Source organism: Rhodococcus sp. GXMU-t2271 (genome assembly GCF_041414735.1).
In the GTDB taxonomy this organism is placed as follows: domain Bacteria; phylum Actinomycetota; class Actinomycetes; order Mycobacteriales; family Mycobacteriaceae; genus Rhodococcus; species Rhodococcus indonesiensis.
In genome coordinates this window covers 54095-71011 of the sequence record NZ_JAUIZP010000065.1, presented here as the reverse complement: position 1 = coordinate 71011, position 16917 = coordinate 54095, and the positions used below count along the sequence as shown (strand labels likewise).

Genomic DNA, 16917 nt, shown 5'->3' with positions numbered 1-16917 from the left:
GGTGGGGTCTCAGCCGGCGTGCTGTCGAACCGGCGCGGCTGGTGTCGACAGGCCTGTGGCGACGGTGACGCCCTTCGCGTTCACGGTGCGGCCCGTTCCGCACGGGGCGCGGTCCGACGCCAGACCAGGGCCGGGGACAGGGTGGTGGTGCGGAACACGAGCGGATCCGAGGACAGGGTCATCCGGTCACCGTCGAAGCGCACGGTTCGCTTCTGTTTCTCATCGAGCCAGTTCGGGTACAGCGAGACCGCCATCTCGTGCCATACGGCGGAGTCGTCCTCGTCGACGTCGTAGGGCCCCGAATAGGCGAGGTATCCCCCGGCAGCCTCGGCTCGTTCGTTCGTTTCGCCGCTGTGCACGTTTCGCGAGCGGTACCGGGTTCGGTCGGGACGCATGATCTGCGCCGACATGTACCCGTCCGCCGAGTAGACGATCAGCCCGCGGGCCTCGGGGCCGAGTGGGTAGTCGACCTTCCCGCTGTCGGAGGTGGTGGAATACTCGACGAGTTCCCAGGCCCCGACGATGCGGTCGGCGATGGAGAGACCGTCGGCGTCGATGTTCACGTCATGCTTCCTTTCAGCTCACAGCACGTCGCGCGTGCAGAGAAGGACCGAACTCGACAGCGCGGCCATGGGGCCGCCGATGAAGAGCGAGACCTTTGCATCGGGAACCTGGTTGGTCGAGGTTCCCCGCACCTGCCGCACAGCCTCGACTGCCAGCCCCATCCCGTTGACGAACGAGTCGGCGAGATTGCCCCCGCTGGTATTCACCGGGAGCAGTCCGTGCGGAGCCGTCAGATTCTCGAGGGTCATGACCTTGCCGGCTTCGGCACCGGGTGGGCACAGCCCGTGGTCGATCAGCGCAGCCACCCCGGAACCACTGAAGTTCTCGTAGACCTGGACGACATCGACCTGGTCGGGACCGAGGTCGGCACCTGCCCACAGATTCTCCGCGACCCCCGCCGCCCCGGAGAATCCCGCCGAGGTGTAGTCGAGATCGTTCTCCGTGTCGACGGCGTAGCCCCCTACCGCACCCTGGCTGCCGGCCAGCACGTAGGCCGGACTGGGATGGAGTTGCTCGGCGCGATCGGCAGCGACCAGGATCAGGGCAACGGCTCCGTCGTTCTCGCGGGAACAGTCGTACAGCCGATACGGCTCGACAATCATCCGGGAGGCTTCGTAGGTCTGCTCGTCGAGTGGGCGGCCGAATGCCGCGGCATCCGGATTCCGCTGCGCGTGGAAGTAGTCGGCGAGAACCAGGGACCTCATCGCGGATTCCGGAACGCCGTCGTGCTCGAGCATCCGTCGGGTGCGCAGTGCACAGGCCTGGGCGGGGGATCCGACTCCGTGCGGCAGCATGTGACCGTCGAAATGGTGCTTGGCATATCCGAGTCGGCCGGAATCGCGCTGTGCCATCGCGCGGTACACTACGACGCACCGTGCTTGCCCCGCTGCGATGGCGACCGCCGCGTTGGTGATCGCCGCGGCGGCCCCACCACCGCCACCGCCCCAGATCATGGTGGACCAGCCGATCCGGTGGGACATGAGTGACGCCCCCACGACGGTCCCGTCGTTGTCACCGCCGCCGTACGAGACGAAGCCGTCGATCTCGCGGGGCGACACCCCGGCGTCGGCAGCCGCCTCGACGATGGCCCGCAACGTCATCCGAAGTTCGCTGTCGGGCGATTCGCCACGCTTGTAGTGGAACTCGGTGACACCTACGACGGCCGCGGCACCGCGGAGGAAGGTACCGGTCATCGCCTGTCTCCCTGTCCGGTCGCATTCGACGTGCTTGCACGGTGCCAGCGGAGCACCGGCCAGGGCGCGTCGGCAGGTTGCTGGATGATTCCCGCAACCGCGTCACCGATGGCGATGTCGGCTTCGCTGTTCTCGGCCAGCAGACCGAGCACCCGTCGTCCCCCGGCGTGCGGAAGTTCGACGAGAACCGTGACGAACGGCAGGTCGCCGGCTAGTTCGGAGACGAAGGGGTGCCAGGTCCGCGACCACGAGTACACCCGTCCGACCGGTTCCACGGCGACCCATGCCGGATCGAACGTCCGGCACTGCCCGCACATCCAGCGTGGCCCCCAGATCCACAGTCCACACTGGTCGCATCTCTGCAGGCGCAGCTCACCGGCTCGCAGGCCTTCCCAGTAGGGCAGATCCAGGCCGTCGGCGTACGGTCCGGCCAGGGCGGTGGCCGGGAACTCGCGGACCCCTCCGGTACCCGGTGTCATCGGATCACTCCACTGTCGTGAATCGGCATGTCGCTCCTTCGCCCTGCGGGCGGGTCTCGCGGGAGACCTGGTCGGTCAGTGCTTGGTCAGGTAGCCCGCGTCGATCGGCAGGTCGATCCCGGTCACGTACTTCGCGCCGTCGGATACGAGCCACAGCACGGCGTCGGAGATGTCCTGCGGTTCGAGCATCATCACGTCCAGCAGATTCGTCCGGTCGTTGTGCTTCCACTTGCGTACGACGTGCGGCAGGACCTTCGACAGCCCATCTGCCATAGGCGAATTCACGCCTGTAGGGTTGACCGTGTTGACGCGGATGTTGTGATCGGCGAGCTCGAATGCGAGCGTGTCCTTCAATCCTCGAAGTCCGTGCTTGGCTGCGCCGTAGTGCCCCCACGAGGGAGAAGCGCCGAGTCCGTCGACCGACGAGGTGATCACGATCGATCCGCCTCGACCACCTTCGATCATCACCGGTACGACCGCCTTGCACGCCTTCCACGCTCCGGTGAGGTTGACGTCGAGCATCGTCTGCCACGCGTCGTCCTCGATCTCGATCGTCGACTCGCAGTGATCGTGGATACCGGCGTTCGCCAGCAGGATGTCGATCCTTCCGAATTGCGATACCGCCAGATCTGCGACAGCCTTCATGTCCGCACTGCTCCGCACATCCGCCTGCATGCCGGCGATCTCACCCCCGGCGTCCTTGACCAGCTGGATCGTCTCCTCGAGATCCTCCGGTGTCGCGAGTGCGTACTGCACATCCCTGATCGGTGCGGCGACGTCGCAGACCACGATCCTGGCGCCGGCAGCGGCAAGGGTGAGCGCGTGCGAGCGACCCTGACCGCGAGCTCCGCCGGTGATGACTGCTACTTTTCCGTCGAGTGAGGTCATCGATTCTCCTGGATTCGAAATAACGGTGTCGAGCGGGCAATTGCCGGACGGACTACCGTGCACTCTTCACACGCTCGTAGTCCTGCGTCGCCTGGCTGATGCCGGTCGCGAAGCGCTCACTGAAGCCGTCCTTGCGCGTTTGGGTCCAGTGATAGGAGTTCAGCAGCGGTTCGCAGGTACCCGTGAAGCGCGGCATGACGTCGCGCATGAGGATGCGGTACATGCGAGAGGTGGCCTCGGTGTCGGCCCAGTCGTGGGCCGTCGCGAGGAAGGTGCCGAAGCCCCCGGTGCGGTCGATGATCTTCTGGATGTAGTCGATGGCGTCGTTCGCATCGCCGATGCAGCCGTATCCGGACTCGTTGACGCGCCGGACCAGTTCCTCGTGCGCGATTTCCTCGCCGGGTTCGATCATTTTCATCGGGGTGACGACGTGGCGGTAGTCCATGAAGTCGCGCAGCCCGTACCGGGTGTCCTCGACGGCCTGCTCGAAGGTGTCGGCGATGTGGATGTTGCCGACGATCGCCCAGTCGGCGCGGTCGACCGACCGACCGTGTTCGTTGGCCTCGTGGGTCGTGATGCCCCACGTCCGCTCGAGCAGTTCGAACGACTTGTCACTGGTGCCTCCGATGGACAGCAGACCGAGTCCGTACTTGCCGGCAAGCTTGGGCCCGGACGGGGACATCGCGGCCGCGACAGTGATCGGCACGCCGGGGTACGAATAGGGGCCCAGCTGCACTCGGGCATCCTCGAGGGAGAACCACTCGGTCTTCCGGTCGACCGGTCCCGGTGTCTCGAGCAGTTCCAGGATGGCGTCGAGGGATTCCTCCATCCGCGGCCGCAGCAGGTTGTAGTCCATGCCCATCATCTGCGAGTCGGCCACGAGCGCGCCCGGCCCGACTCCGATCCTGATGCGTCCTCGAGTCATATGATCCAAGAACGTGATTCGGTCGGCCACCATCAGCGGATGGTGGTACGGGAGAGAGATGACACCGCTGCACAGCTCGATGCGCTCGGTCCGCTGCGCGGCTGCCGCGATCATCAGTTCCGGCGACGGACCGACCTCGTATCCACCGCTGTGATGCTCGCCGAACCATACCTGGTGGAAACCGAGCCGATCGAGATCCTCGACATGGCGGAGATCCTGTTCGATCGCCATCGTGGGATTACGCCGGGGGTTGTGGTACGGCGGAAGGAACACTCCGCACCGGAGCGGAGCCTTCCTCGCAGCCGGCGCACAGTTCACGTTGGACCCGGTGTTCTCGGTTGCCGATTCCATTTCAGTTCTCCTGTCGGTCGTTGCGTGACGCGCCGCAGATGGTGACGATTGCCCGAGCGGTCCCTTCTCCGCGGTTGTGCCATCGGTGCCTGTTCCCGTTGACCACCACCGTGTCGCCCGGATTCAGCTCGATCTCCACGCCGTCGTCGAGTTCGAGCACCAGCGAACCCTCGAGAAGGACATGCACGTCCACGGAATCCGTCCGGTGGAACCCCGGATCCTCGTCGTCCATGACGACGATTCCGTTGTCGCTGTCGCCGATGCGACCAGGCTCGAGCACCCAGCCGATCACCCACACTCCGCCCGGATCCGGAAATCCCCCGGTGTCGGGTACCACCCCGGAATTGGGGACCGCGGGAACGTAGTCGGTTCGCCAGATCGGATCGATGCCGGCGGCGTCGAACCTCTCGATCTTCTCGTCTGCAACGAGCACGGCTACACCATTTTGTTCGACTGTGACGACGCGGCGAAAGCTCATATTTGCCCTTCGGGAGATAGCTCTACGACGACGACCGGTGACGAGAAGAGAGACGAGAGTAGAGACGAAAGCGATTTTCTCACAACGGATTTCAAACTGAGCTAAGCGCGCAAGACACCACGGCATGCTGCGTGTGGCACGCGACCCACCCGCGGTCCGCGAGTGCTGCGCATCACACCAGCCAATCTAAAGCCTATCGGTTAATCGGTCAAGTGGCACTGCGCGACAACAATTTCCCTGCGAAATGCGGACGAGAGCACATACGCTGTTGCCGGTAGGAAACCGCTGATCCACCTTCGGCCCAAGGCAATCGCCCCTCCCCCACGTCAGTCTGCGCTCGTCACAGCGCCATCTCACCCGACTCGCCGGAGGACCACCCGACCGCCGGGGCGATCTCCCGGACCACACCCTCGCGAAGGACCCCATGATCACGACACCGATCGATATTCCCGCACATCTGATCACCGACTTCGATGTGTACGACCCGTCCCTGGCTGTGCCGAGCGACGTCTTCCAGGAGCGTGCCGCCGCCCTGCGCAAGCAGGGGCCGATCCTCTATTCTCCCCACCACGGCGGGCATTGGGTCGTCACGCGGTACAAGGAAGCCCTGCAGATCCTTCAGGATCCGGAGACGTTCTCGAGCTACCCGAACAATCTCCTGAACGCGGCGCAGGGCAAGTTCCTCCCCCTCGAGCTCGACCCGCCCGAACACAGCTACTACCGGCAGGCACTGCAGCCGCTCTTCAGCCCCAAGCAGATGAAGGCACTCGAGCCCGAGATCCGGGGCATCATCACCGCGCTGATCGACGACTTCGCAGAAAAGGGCGAGTGCGAGTTCATCTCCGAGTTCGCACACGAACTGCCGACGCGGATCTTCCTTGCGCTCATGGGTTGGCCGCTGAGCGACGCACCGCGATTCACGGAGTGGACCGACATCACGCTCCAGGGCATCCCCGGGGCGAGCGAGGAGGAATCGGCCGAGGCCCGTGCGAAGGCCGCCGGCGAGATCTACGAGTACTTCGGGCGAGTGGTCGCCCGGGTCCGATCCGGCGAAGACGACTCCGAGAGCCTCACGGCGCAGATCATCGACACCCCACTCGATGTCGAAGGAACACCCAGGCAGCTCACCGACGAGGAACTGTGCCGAATGTTCTTCCTGCTTCTCGTCGCGGGACTCCACACCGTCCAAGGCGCTCTCGCCTGGGGACTCATCCACCTGTCGCGGAACCCCGAGCAGCGCGAAGCGATCGTCGACGACCCGACGCTGATCCCGTCGGCAGTGGAAGAGATCCTGCGGATCGAGACCGCCACGAGCGGCGGCCGTCGCGCGACCCGGGACACCGAGATCGGTGGTGTCTCGGTCAAGGCCGGCGACCAACTCTTGGTGGTGATGACCTCCGCCAACCGTGACGACGACGAGTTCGACAACCCTGACGAGCTACAGATCGAACGGCACCCCAACCGCCACATCGGGTTCGGCGCCGGCCCGCACCGGTGCCTCGGCTCCCATCTCGCGCGGCTCGAGCTGAGGCTCGCCCTGGAGGAGATTCACAAGCGGATCCCCGACTACGCCCTCGTTCCGGACAATCCCCCGGTCTTCCACTCGTCCCAGGTCCGTGGATGTGAGAAGCTGCCGATCACGTTCACGCCGTCGTCGCGCTGATCCCGCTCGGTTGCGGGACGTCGGTCGGAACAGCAGAAGGTCCCCCGAGTTACCTCCGGGGACCTTCTCTGCTGTGTCACGCCGTGGAGGAAACCGGCGACAGCGCCCGATCGTCCGCGGGTGGCTGCAGCACGCCGTCGCGAACCAGTGAGTCGATCTCCGCGGTGCTCAGCGCGAGGGTTTCCTCGGCGATCTCACGTGTCTGCTCACCCGCCAGCGGTGCGGGCCGCAACGGCCAGTCCGGCAGCGCCGCGAAGTGCGCGACCTGCTTTGCCGTCGGCAGCGGGGCGGGCAGCATGGGATGCTCCAGCTCGGTGTAGGCGCCACGCGCGACCAGCTGATGGTTGGTGAGCAGCTCCGGCAGCCGGACCATGGCGCCGGCCGGTATCCCGGCCGCCTGCAGGGTCTCCATCGCCTCGGTCGGCGTGTGCCGGAGCAGCCACTCCGCCAGCACCTCGTCGACCTCGGCGCGGTGGCCGATCCTGAGCTCGGCGGTGGCGAAGCGAGAGTCGTCGACGAGATCGGACCGGCCGAGCACACCGCACAGCCTCGCCCAGTCCGTGTCGTCGCGGACGGTGACGACACACCATTCGTCGTCCCCTGCGCACGCGTACACGCCGGACGGCGCCGAGTAGGGATCGGCGTTGCCGGGCGCACCGATCGATCCTGGTTCGAGGTGCTCGGCGACGAGCTGGTTGCCCAGTTGCACGATCGCGGCGTCGGCCTGGGCCACTTCGATCGCGGCACCGCGCCCGGTCCGCAGTCGGTCGATCAGCGCGGCAAGGATGGTGGTGGCGGTGACCTGCCCGGCGATGTGATCCGGGTAGACGGTCGAGCCGTCGCACAATCCGTCGGCCGTGTCCGAGTACCGCCACAGTGCCGACACGCCACAGGCTGCCCGCACCAGCGGTCCGTAGCCGAGCCGCTTGTTCCACGGGCCGACACTGCCGAAAGCGCTGCTCTCGGACACGATGATGCGCGGGTTGACGGCGGCGAGCTCGTCGTACGAGAGCCTCATCGACGCCAGCGTGCCGGGCTTGAAGTTGGCGAGCACGATGTCCGCGTCGGCCGCCAGGCGCTTGAAGATGCGGATGCCTTCGGGACTGCGCAGATTCAGGCCGAAGCTGCGACGGTTGCGGTGCCCCCACGCCACGGACGCCGCGAGGGCTGCGCCACGTTTCGACTGTCGCAGACCGTCCGGAAAATTGGAATTTTCGATCTTGATGACATTGGCTCCGTAGTCCGCGAACTGTCGCCCGAGTTCCGCGCCGAACACCACCACGCCCATATCGAGGACGCGCAGTCCCTCGAACGGACGGGCACCCGGTTCGCGGAGCGGCGCGGAGATCCGAACGGGAGCGTCGTCGTCGACCGAACCGAACAGCACTCGATTATGCTCACCCAATTTCGGTGCGCAAGTCCGGAATCCGGCCCGCTCACCGTTGATCTTCGCGTAGCCCGAGGGCACCCGAGCGGCGAGCCCGGACGCGATCTCGGCGTCGACGAATGTGCCGGATACATCGAAGTGCTCGGTCCTCAGGACCTCCGACACGGTGTTGAGCCCGCCGATGGGAATCCCGCGAGCGGCGCCTTCCGCGACGAGTTCGTCGCGGGTGTAGGTGCTGAACAGCTTCTCGATCAGCGGATTCAGCCGATCGGAAGCGGCGAAACGTGCGGGGATCGTGTCGTACTTCGGATCGGCGAACTCCTCCGGCTCACCGAGCCATTCGAACATCGCCCGCCACTGACGCCTGGCGAGCAGGCAGATGCGCACCTGCCCGTCGGCACAGCGGTACACCGGGTAGAAGTTGGCGGCGTCGGGCCGGCCACGGGGGAAGTCCTCGGAGCGACCTGCGGCAGCGGAGCCCTGCACACCGAATCCGGGGTCGAAGCCGTGCACGATGACCTCGAACGCCGAGATGTCGACGGTTTGTCCCCGTCCGGTGTGCAACCGATCGAAGTAGGCGAGCAGCGCCGACCACGCCGTGTGCACGCCCACCGACTCGTCGATCAGCCCGTGAGGCGGCAGCAGCGGCTGCTCCCCCGGTTCGCCGGAACGCGACAGCACACCGCTCAGTGCGTAGAGCACCTGCTCGGTCGCAGTCCAGTCACGATACGGCCCGTCCTGGCCGAAGCCGGTGATCGACACGGCCACGAGCTGCGGATTGATCCGGCACAGGTGTTCGGCACCGATTTCCCGAGCAGCGAGGAACCCCGGCGGGAAGGACTCGAGAAGAATGTCCGAGCGTCGCGCGAGGTCACGCAGCCGTTCCTGTCCCTCGTCTCCGTCCAGATCGAGGGTGACTCCGAGCTTGTTCGCATTGCGCAGCGCGAACGGAACGCTCACACCGCTGCGGACCGGTTGCGCCGAGCGCGAAGCCGAGCCTCCGGGAAGTTCGACGTGGACGACCTCGGCCCCGAGGTCGGCGAGAAACCGGCCCGCGGTGTCGCCGAATCCGTCTGTCAGTTCCAGTACCCGGACACCGTGCAGGGGTAGTGCCATCTTGTGCTCCAAATGTGGCTCGACGCGAGAGGTGTTTCTGGTCAGCGAGTTCCGAAGTACACCGACTTCGACGTGTAGTACGGTGCCAGCCCCTCCGGGCCGAGCTCGCGACCGAGGCCCGACGACTTGACGCCGCCGAACGGCGCGTCCAGGTCGAGGGCGTAGTAGTTCACCCCGACCGTGCCGCTGTGGATCCGTGCCGCCAGATCGAGGCCGTGCTGTTCGTCGGTGGTCCAGACCGTGCCGCCGAGTCCGTATTCCGAGTCGTTGGCGATCGCGACTGCCTCGTCCTCACCGTCGTAGGCGGTGACGGTCAGCACCGGCCCGAAGATCTCCTCCTGCGCGATGCGCGCGGAATTGTCGACGCCGGCGAACACGGTCGGCTCGACGAACCACCCCTGCGGCTGATCGCCGGGGATGCCGCCGCCGGTGGTGATGCGGTATCCGTCGGCGCGGCCCGACTCGATGTAACCGAGAACGCGGTCACGCTGGGCCGCCGAGACCAGCGGCCCCACGTCGGTGGCCTTGTCGAGCGGATCGCCCACGGTCAGTGCCCGTACGGTCTCGGTGACCGCGTCGACGACCTCGTCGTACCGGGAACGCGGGGCGAGGATCCGAGTGCTCGCGTGGCAGGTCTGGCCGTTGTTGACCAACGACACCTCGAGCAGGTTCCTCGCGAACACGTCGAGGTCGGCCTGTTCGGTGACGATCGCCGCGGACTTGCCGCCGAGCTCGAGCGTGACCGGACGCAGCAGCCGCCCGCAGACCTCACCGATCGCACGGCCTGCCGCCGTGGACCCGGTGAAGGCCACCTTGTCGACGCCCGGGTGCGAGACCAGGTAGGCACCGGCGTCGCGGCCGGCCGGGACGACGTTGACCACACCGCCGGGCAGACCGGCCTCGAGCGCGGCGTCGGCGAAAGCGAACGCGTCGAGTGCCGTCTCGGGCGCGGGCTTGAGCACCACCGTGCATCCCGCCGCGAGCGCGGGAGCCAGCTTCATCGCGGCGAGCGGCTGGGGGTAGTTCCACGGCGTGATGGCCGCGACCACACCCACCGGCTCGCGTCGCACGACGGTGCGACCGCCGAATGCGCTCGGCCGCACGTCCTCGTTGGACGCGTTGCGGATCAGCCCGGCGTAGTACGAGAGCATCGCGGCGGGGCCGAAACCGTTGACACCGCCCGACAGCGCGATCGGCATGCCGTTCTCGCGGCTCACCAGTCGGGACGTGTCGCGACCGCGGGATTTGAGGGCGGCCGCGAACCTGTCGAGCAGGTCCGCACGCTCGACGTCGGTCAGCCTGCTCCACGGGCCGGCGAGTGCTGTGCGCGCGGCCGCAACGGCGTCGTCGATGTCGACCTCGGACGCCAGAGCGGAAATACCGAGCACCTTCTCGGTGGCCGCCTCGACGACGTCGACGGTGCCACCGGCCTTCGGCGCCACCCATCGGCCGCCGATGAACAGTTCGTTCCTGTCCTGATCGTTCATGTCGTGCCTTTCGGAGGTGGCGGTCAGAGGGTGTCTTCGTGGCCGAGCAGCACCGAGCTCACCAACGGCGCCATCGGGCCGCCGATGAACAGGGAGGTCTTCGCGCCCGCCACCGGGTTGGTCGAGGTACCGCGGATCTGCCGGACTGCTTCGACCGCGAGGTTGAGACCGTTGATGAACGAATCGGCGAGGTTGCCGCCGCTGGTGTTGACGGGCAGCTTGCCGTTCGGGGCGGTGAGATTGTCGACGGTCATGAAGGTGCCGGCCGCCTCTCCAGGCGGGCACAAGCCGTGATCGATCAGTGCCGCAACGGCGGGACCACTGAAATTCTCGTAGACCTGCACGACGTCGACATCGTCCGGACCGAGGCCTGCCCCGGCCCAGAGTCGCTCGGCGACACCGGGTTTTCCGTTGTTCGCCGGGCCGAATCCGGCGCTCATGTACTGCTCGCCCAGGTCGTTGTCGATCAGTTCCGAGTATCCGCCCGGTGCGCCCTGTGCGCCGGACAGCAGGTACGCCGGGTCGGGGCGCAAAGTCTTGGCCCGCTCGGCCGAGACGAGCACCAACGCGACCGCGCCGTCGCTTTCCCGGGAGCAATCGAACAGGTGGAACGGCTCGGCGATCAACCGCGAGTTCTCGTAGGAGTCCTCGTCGAGGGGCCGGCCGTAGCCCTGCGCGGTCGGGTTGTTCTGCGCGTGCTGGTACGAGGCGAGGACGAGCGAGCGCATCGCCGAGCGCGGCACCCCGCCGTGCTCGAGCATCCGCTGAGTGCGCATCGCACAGATCTGCGCGGGGGAACCGATGCCGTGCGCGAGGAAGTGACTGCCGTAGTGGTACTTCGCGTATCCGAGCCGACCCGTATCCGCCTGCGTCATGGCGCGGTAGACCACCACGCACTCGGCCTGACCGGTGGCGATCGCAGTTGCCGCGTTCGTGATGGCAGCTGCGACGCTGCCGCCGCCACCGCCCCACATCATGTTCGACCAACGCAGCTCGTCGATCAGCAGTGCGCCGCCGATGATGGCCCCGTCGTTGGCGCCCCCCGCGTAGGAGACGAAGCCGTCGATCTCGCGGGGGTTGATGCCTGCGTCGGCACATGCTTCGAGGATGACCTCGAGCGTCATGCGCTTTTCGCTGTGCGGCGCCTCGCCGCGCTTGTAATGCTGTTCGGCGATGCCGACGACTGCGGCGGCACCGCGTAGGGCGTTGTCGCTCATCGCTTTTCTCCCTCTACGATCGAGTCGGCCCGGCGCCAGCGCAACAACGGCCAGGCGGCACCCTCGGTCCGCTCGAACGCTCCCACGACTCGGTCGCCGATCTCGGGGTTCGCATCGATGTCGTCGGTGAGGATGCCGAGGACCCGGCGGCCGTCGGCGTGCGGCAGTTCGACGAGCACCGTGACGTACGGCAACCGATCGGCATATTCGTCCATGTACGGGTACCAGCTGCGATTCCAGCTGTAGACGGTGCCGACCGGTTCGACGGCCTCCCAGTCGAGATCGAAGCTGTGGCAGTTGCCGCAGATGGCCTGCGGCCCCCAGATCCACGTGCGGCAATCGCTGCAGCGCTGAAGGCGCAGCTCACCGGCGAGGAGACCGTCCCAGTACGGCTGATCGAGTCCGTCCGGCGCGGGTCCCCACGGTTCGGTCGCGAGTTCTGTTGCGGTCATGCGTTCGCCTCGGTTCCGGCGGGGAAGTTCTCGAGCTTCGCCGCGAGCCAGCGTCCGTCGCGCAGCTCCCAGATCGAGCGCAGCCCGATCGAACGGTCGCCCATGTCGTAGACGGTCTCGCCCACCATCCGGTCACCCTCGGCGCGCACGTCCTTGATCTCGAATCCTTTCGTGGCCTCGCGGGGGGCGTCGATTCCGTCGAAAACCTGCGGAATGTTCTCTCGCACCATGTCGGCGAGAGCGGCCTTCATGTTTCCGGCGACAACGTAGCCGACATGCTGTTCGTACAGTGCACGAAAGTCTTCGACAGACATCTGTGAACTCCTCGATTCGTGACACGAGCCGGTCGTGTCCGTCAGTGCAATAACCTTATGTCGTTAGATAAACGCCGTCAACGTCGCGCGAAGTGGAACTGCCCGTTCTCCGCGATCGAGACGTGCTGACCTGCAACATCGACCTCCGTGAGGCGCGCGAGGTCCTCGGCATCCGTGGTCGCCGCGAGGGCCCGCTCCCCTGCCGCCGTGCGTGCCGCGAGGAAACCGCGCTCCGGTGAACCGTCGCGGCCGTACACCACGGTCCACGACTCCACCGACGCCGTGCCCGCGTAGGACACGAGCGCGGCGGTCGTGGGCTGCCCCACCACCTCGGCCTGCACGTCCAGCCGCCGGAACCCTCCGACAGGAGGTTCCGTCCGGTACACGCCCACGGCATGCTTGGTGAGATAACCGCTGTTGGCGGTCACCAGACCGTACGAACCTGGGGACTCCCGCACCCGTCGCGCCATGGTCGCGATCGAATGGCTCACGTAGTTGTTCCACGGGCCGCCCCCGAAGGTCAGACCACCGGTCACGGTGAGGGGCCGACCCGGATCGTCGAGCGCAAGTCCCAGCTCGTTCGCCGCAACCTGTACCGCCGACGGAAAACACGAGTAGATGTCGACGTGGGCGACGTCGTCCAGCCCGATACCTGCGAGCTCGAGAGCCCGCGCGCCCGCGATGCGAATCGCCGGCGACCCGTCGAGGGCGCCTCGCTCGGCGATGGCGTACGTATCGTGCGATTCGGTACCGGACTGCGGAAAGACCCAGTTCTCCCGCGCAATACCGAGTCGGGTCGCGGTCTCGACCGAGCACATCAGCAGCACCGCACCCTGATCGACCATGTTGTTCGAGTTCAGCAGCTTGGTGTAGGGCGTGGAGATCATCCGGTTCTCGGGCGACGGTGTCGCGATCTCCGCCGCGGTGTACTCCCGCTGCACCCACGCGTTCGGGTTCGTCGCCGCGATCTTGCTGAACCGCGACCACAGGCCCCCGATGAATTCGCGGTGCTCCTCGGGGGAGCGTCCTGCCGAGATCCGCAGCGCCTGCTCGAACAGCGGATAGACGTACGAGGGCCGGTCCAGACCGATCCGGCGTTCGCTCTCGTCGGCCATCGGCACATCGGTGACCATGATCTCGGCAGCGGGCACCGACTCGTCCTGCACGGTCCACTCCGGGCGCTGCTTCTGCGCCCGCAGCTTCGTGCGGGTGCGCCACGATTCGGCGCCACCGATGAGCACGACGTCGGCGCGGCCGGCGGCGATGTCCTCGGCGGCGCCGTTGACCAGCACCTGCGGGGTGCTGCCACCGTTTCCGGAGTAACCGGTGTGCCGTACGGTCGCGCCGATACGCTCCCCGACGAGTGCGCCGGGGTCGCGATAACGCCACGACAAGAGCCCGACGACGCGGACGGAGTCGACCAGTGCGAGCAGGCGCGCGGACCCGGCGTCGGCAGCGGCCTCGCGCGCCGCGCGCACCATCAGATCGACGGGTTCGACGCCGCCGCCGCGTTCGTCGGCCTGGCCGGTGCCGACCAGGATCGGGGTTCTCGGATCGAGGGTCACGACTGCACCGCCTCCAGAATGCGCTCGCGGTTCTCCGGCTTCGGCCAGCCACCGAGGATGAGGGTGGTCACGCACGTGGACTTCCACTTGGTTTCGATCTCTTCGATGATCTTGTCCGCGGGACCCACGAGGGCGACGTCCTCGACCATCTCGGTGGGTACGGCCTGCGCAGCGAGCTCGGGCCGTCCGCTCAGGTACAGGTCCTGGATCTCGGCGCACACCTGACCCCACCCCATGCGGGCAAACACGTCGTTGTGGAAGTTGACACCCTTGGCCCCCATTCCGCCGGCGTAGAGCGCGACGGTGGGCTTGAGTCGGGAGGCGGCCTTCTCCACGTCGTCGTTCTCGATGAGCCAGCACACGTTCGCGACCTCGAAGTCGTCGGCGGTGCGGCGCGCTCCTTCGCGCGCGAAGCCCTCGGCGAGTGCCTTGCGGTAGAACTCGTCGCTCTTGGGCGAGAACCACAGCGGCGTCCAGCCGTCGGCGATCTCGGCGGCGAGCGCCACGTTCTTCGGGCCCTCGGCGCCCATGTAGACGGGGATGTCGTTGCGGAGGGGATGAACGATCGACTTGAGCGGCTTCCCCAGTCCGGAGCCACCCTCGAGCGGCAGCTGGTAGTGCCGTCCCGAGTAGGTCACCGGCTTCTCACGCGCCCACACCTGCCGCATGATCTCGATGTACTCACGGGTGCGTTCGAGCGGGCGCGGGTAGGGCTGCCCGTACCAACCCTCGACGACCTGCGGTCCGGACGCGCCGATGCCGATGATCACGCGACCGCCGCTGAGGTGATCGAGGGTCTGCGCGGCCATCGCCAGCGCGGTCGGTGTGCGTGCCGACATCTGGCATACCGACGTCCCCAGCTTGATCCTCGAAGTCTGGGCTCCCCACCACGCCAGGGGCGTCAGCGCATCGGACCCGTAGGTCTCGGCCGTCCAGAAACCGTCGACTCCGAGCGCTTCGGCTTCGGCGAGCATCCGTTCGACGTTGCGCGGCGGACCCGAGCCCCAATACCCTGCGGCGATACCAACTCTCATGCTGCTTCACTGCCTCTTCGGTGTCGTCGAATCAATCGGGTGCCGGTCAGTGATTCCGGAACTGCGGCGGACGCTTCTCGAGGAACGAGACCACGGCTTCCTTGTGATCGCGGGTCAGGGAGCTGAGGATCTGCGTCCGGTTCTCGAGGTCGATCGCGGCGCGCATACTCGGCACTTCCAGGTTCGACCACATCACTTCCTTCGTCATCCAGACACCGAACGGGCTGTTGCGTGCGATGGCCTCGGCAGTGTCCAGCGCGACGTCGAGCAGCTCATCGGCGGGCTCGACGGACGAGGTCAGTCCGATCCGCTCGGCTTCGGCAGCGTCGACGGACCTGCCGGTGAGCATGATCTGTGCAGCGCGGGAGAACCCGATCATGCGCGGCAGCAGCCAGCTCATGCCGATGTCGCAGTTGGACAGGCCGCGGCGGATGAACGCGGCATGGAACACGGCGGATTCCGACAAGATGCGTATGTCGGCCATGAGCGCGAGGGACATTCCGCCGCCCGCTGCGGCACCGTTGACCGCCGCGATGATCGGTGGCCGCGCACTGCGGAATGCATCGACGAGACCCGCGATGTGCTTCTGCACCCGCAGTCCGAGTTGCGCGCGACCTTCCCCCTCGGTCGCGCCCAGCGGAGTTCCGTATCCGCGCAGATCCAAACCTGCGCAGAAGGCACGTCCCGCACCGGTGAGCACGATCGCACGAGTGGTCGAATCGTCTCGCACCTCGGCGAGCACCTGGTGCAGCGAGTCGATGAGGTCCACGTTCATGGCGTTGAGCTCGTCCGGACGATTGAGCCGAATCAGGAGAACACCCGGCCGCGGCCGCTCGGTCAGGATCGGTTTTGCATCGGACATACGGCTCTCCCCAGGGGCGAAGGACTCGACAGAGACAGACTAATGCCTTTAGATTAAAGCTCGAGGAACCGGCGTACACAACCGAAGGAGCTCACGATGACGAACCTCGACCGCAAAGTGGCGGTGGTGACGGGAGCCGCCAGTGGAATCGGCGCGGCCACTGCACAGGTATTCGCCGAGCGTGGGGCCCGCGTGATCGTGGCGGATGTCGACGACGTTCGCGGGCAGGCCGTCGCCGCCGCCCTCGGACCACGCGGCGTGTACCTGCACACCGATGTGCGCGTCGAATCCGAGGTCGAGGCCACCGTCGCACTGGCGATCGACCGGTTCGGACGACTCGACTGCATGGTCAACAACGCCGGCCGCGTAGGTGCCTGGACATTCCTCGAGGACACCTCTGTCGAGGAATGGGACGACGGGTTCGCCGTGCTCGCACGCAGCGTGTTCCTCGGGACCAAACACGCCGCGCGCGTGATGCGCGACCAGGGCTCGGGCAGCATCGTCAACGTCTCGAGCGTCGCGGGCATACGCACCGGATTCGGACCCCACCCCTACAGCGCCGCGAAAGCCGCAGTGCTGCAACTGACCCGGACCGCGGCCGTGGAGCTGGCCGAGTTCCGGATCCGTGTCAATGCACTCGTCCCCGGCGGAGTCGCCACCCGCATCGTCGGCCACGGTGCGGGACTCGAAGACGAAGCACTCGACCGCAGCGTCGACGCCGTACGGCGTAGCCTGACGACGTTCCAGCCCATCCCGCGAGCCGGCGAACCCGAGGACCTGGCGCACGCCGCGGCGTTCCTCGCCTCCGACGACGCGGAGTTCGTCACGGGCCAGGCCCTGGGAGTGGACGGGGGCCTGACCCTGGGCAAGAAGTGGCCGTCCAACTATCGGGACGAGGCTCAGTCGGCATCGAGTCGCACAGTCACCGTAGGCGGTTGACCC

General features: G+C 66.8%; 16 protein-coding genes. 2 read left to right on the top strand and 14 right to left on the bottom strand.

The features are described from left to right. Nucleotides 1–80: 80 nt before the first annotated feature. From QYS60_RS23265 to QYS60_RS23240, 6 genes are all read right to left on the bottom strand, one after another. Nucleotides 81–563, bottom strand: a complete 483-nt coding sequence (locus QYS60_RS23265; protein WP_371384385.1) for a lipocalin-like domain-containing protein — start codon at nt 561–563, stop codon at nt 81–83. 18 nt (nt 564–581) lie between these two features. Further along, a complete protein-coding gene (locus QYS60_RS23260; protein WP_371384384.1) occupies nt 582–1757 on the bottom strand; it encodes a transporter in 1176 nt (391 codons plus the stop codon). Next, nucleotides 1754–2236 carry a Zn-ribbon domain-containing OB-fold protein gene (locus QYS60_RS23255; RefSeq protein ID WP_371384383.1) on the bottom strand — a complete coding sequence of 161 codons (483 nt, stop codon included), beginning with the start codon at nt 2234–2236 and terminating at the stop codon, nt 1754–1756. Before QYS60_RS23255 ends, QYS60_RS23260 begins: the two co-directional genes overlap by 4 nt. A gap of 75 nt (nt 2237–2311) precedes the next feature. Continuing rightward, entirely contained in the window at nt 2312–3124 is an 813-nt protein-coding gene (locus QYS60_RS23250) for a mycofactocin-coupled SDR family oxidoreductase (protein ID WP_371384382.1), read from the bottom strand. A gap of 52 nt (nt 3125–3176) precedes the next feature. Next, nucleotides 3177–4400, bottom strand: coding sequence for an LLM class flavin-dependent oxidoreductase (locus QYS60_RS23245; protein ID WP_371384381.1), 1224 nt, complete (start codon nt 4398–4400; stop codon nt 3177–3179). 1 nt (nt 4401) lies between these two features. Further along, entirely contained in the window at nt 4402–4833 is a 432-nt protein-coding gene (locus QYS60_RS23240) for a cupin domain-containing protein (RefSeq protein WP_371384380.1), read from the bottom strand. A 469-nt stretch (nt 4834–5302) separates the two neighbouring features. On the opposite strand from QYS60_RS23240, the gene QYS60_RS23235 reads away from it, so the two are divergent. Continuing rightward, on the top strand, nt 5303–6541 hold the full coding sequence (locus QYS60_RS23235) for a cytochrome P450 (RefSeq protein WP_371384379.1): 1239 nt from the start codon (nt 5303–5305) through the stop codon (nt 6539–6541). 76 nt (nt 6542–6617) lie between these two features. On the opposite strand, the gene QYS60_RS23230 is transcribed toward QYS60_RS23235, so the two are convergent. The 8 genes from QYS60_RS23230 to QYS60_RS23195 all read right to left on the bottom strand — a co-directional run bounded on the left by QYS60_RS23230 (nt 6618) and on the right by QYS60_RS23195 (nt 15975). Continuing rightward, nucleotides 6618–9044, bottom strand: a complete 2427-nt coding sequence (locus QYS60_RS23230) for a CaiB/BaiF CoA transferase family protein (RefSeq protein ID WP_371384378.1) — start codon at nt 9042–9044, stop codon at nt 6618–6620. Between the two features lie 41 nt (nt 9045–9085). Next, entirely contained in the window at nt 9086–10531 is a 1446-nt protein-coding gene (locus tag QYS60_RS23225; protein WP_371384377.1) for an aldehyde dehydrogenase, read from the bottom strand. Between the two features lie 23 nt (nt 10532–10554). After that, nucleotides 10555–11748: a transporter gene (locus QYS60_RS23220; RefSeq protein ID WP_289378437.1), complete on the bottom strand. Its 1194-nt coding sequence runs from the start codon at nt 11746–11748 to the stop codon at nt 10555–10557. After that, the gene (locus QYS60_RS23215) at nt 11745–12200 is read right to left on the bottom strand and encodes a Zn-ribbon domain-containing OB-fold protein (RefSeq protein WP_371384376.1); all 456 of its coding nucleotides are present in this window, start codon (nt 12198–12200) and stop codon (nt 11745–11747) included. Before QYS60_RS23215 ends, QYS60_RS23220 begins: the two co-directional genes overlap by 4 nt. Next, nucleotides 12197–12514, bottom strand: a complete 318-nt coding sequence (locus QYS60_RS23210) for a hypothetical protein (protein WP_289378434.1) — start codon at nt 12512–12514, stop codon at nt 12197–12199. The genes QYS60_RS23215 and QYS60_RS23210 overlap by 4 nt, the downstream gene beginning before the upstream one ends. Nucleotides 12515–12591: 77 nt before the next feature. Next, nucleotides 12592–14079, bottom strand: coding sequence for an acetyl-CoA acetyltransferase (locus QYS60_RS23205; RefSeq protein ID WP_371384375.1), 1488 nt, complete (start codon nt 14077–14079; stop codon nt 12592–12594). Continuing rightward, entirely contained in the window at nt 14076–15113 is a 1038-nt protein-coding gene (locus tag QYS60_RS23200; protein ID WP_371384374.1) for an LLM class F420-dependent oxidoreductase, read from the bottom strand. Before QYS60_RS23200 ends, QYS60_RS23205 begins: the two co-directional genes overlap by 4 nt. A gap of 46 nt (nt 15114–15159) precedes the next feature. Then, nucleotides 15160–15975 carry an enoyl-CoA hydratase/isomerase family protein gene (locus QYS60_RS23195; RefSeq protein ID WP_289378430.1) on the bottom strand — a complete coding sequence of 272 codons (816 nt, stop codon included), beginning with the start codon at nt 15973–15975 and terminating at the stop codon, nt 15160–15162. 96 nt (nt 15976–16071) lie between these two features. Here QYS60_RS23195 and QYS60_RS23190 point away from each other — a divergent pair, with 96 nt between their 5' ends. After that, nucleotides 16072–16914 carry a glucose 1-dehydrogenase gene (locus tag QYS60_RS23190; RefSeq protein WP_289378429.1) on the top strand — a complete coding sequence of 281 codons (843 nt, stop codon included), beginning with the start codon at nt 16072–16074 and terminating at the stop codon, nt 16912–16914. Nucleotides 16915–16917: the final 3 nt, after the last annotated feature.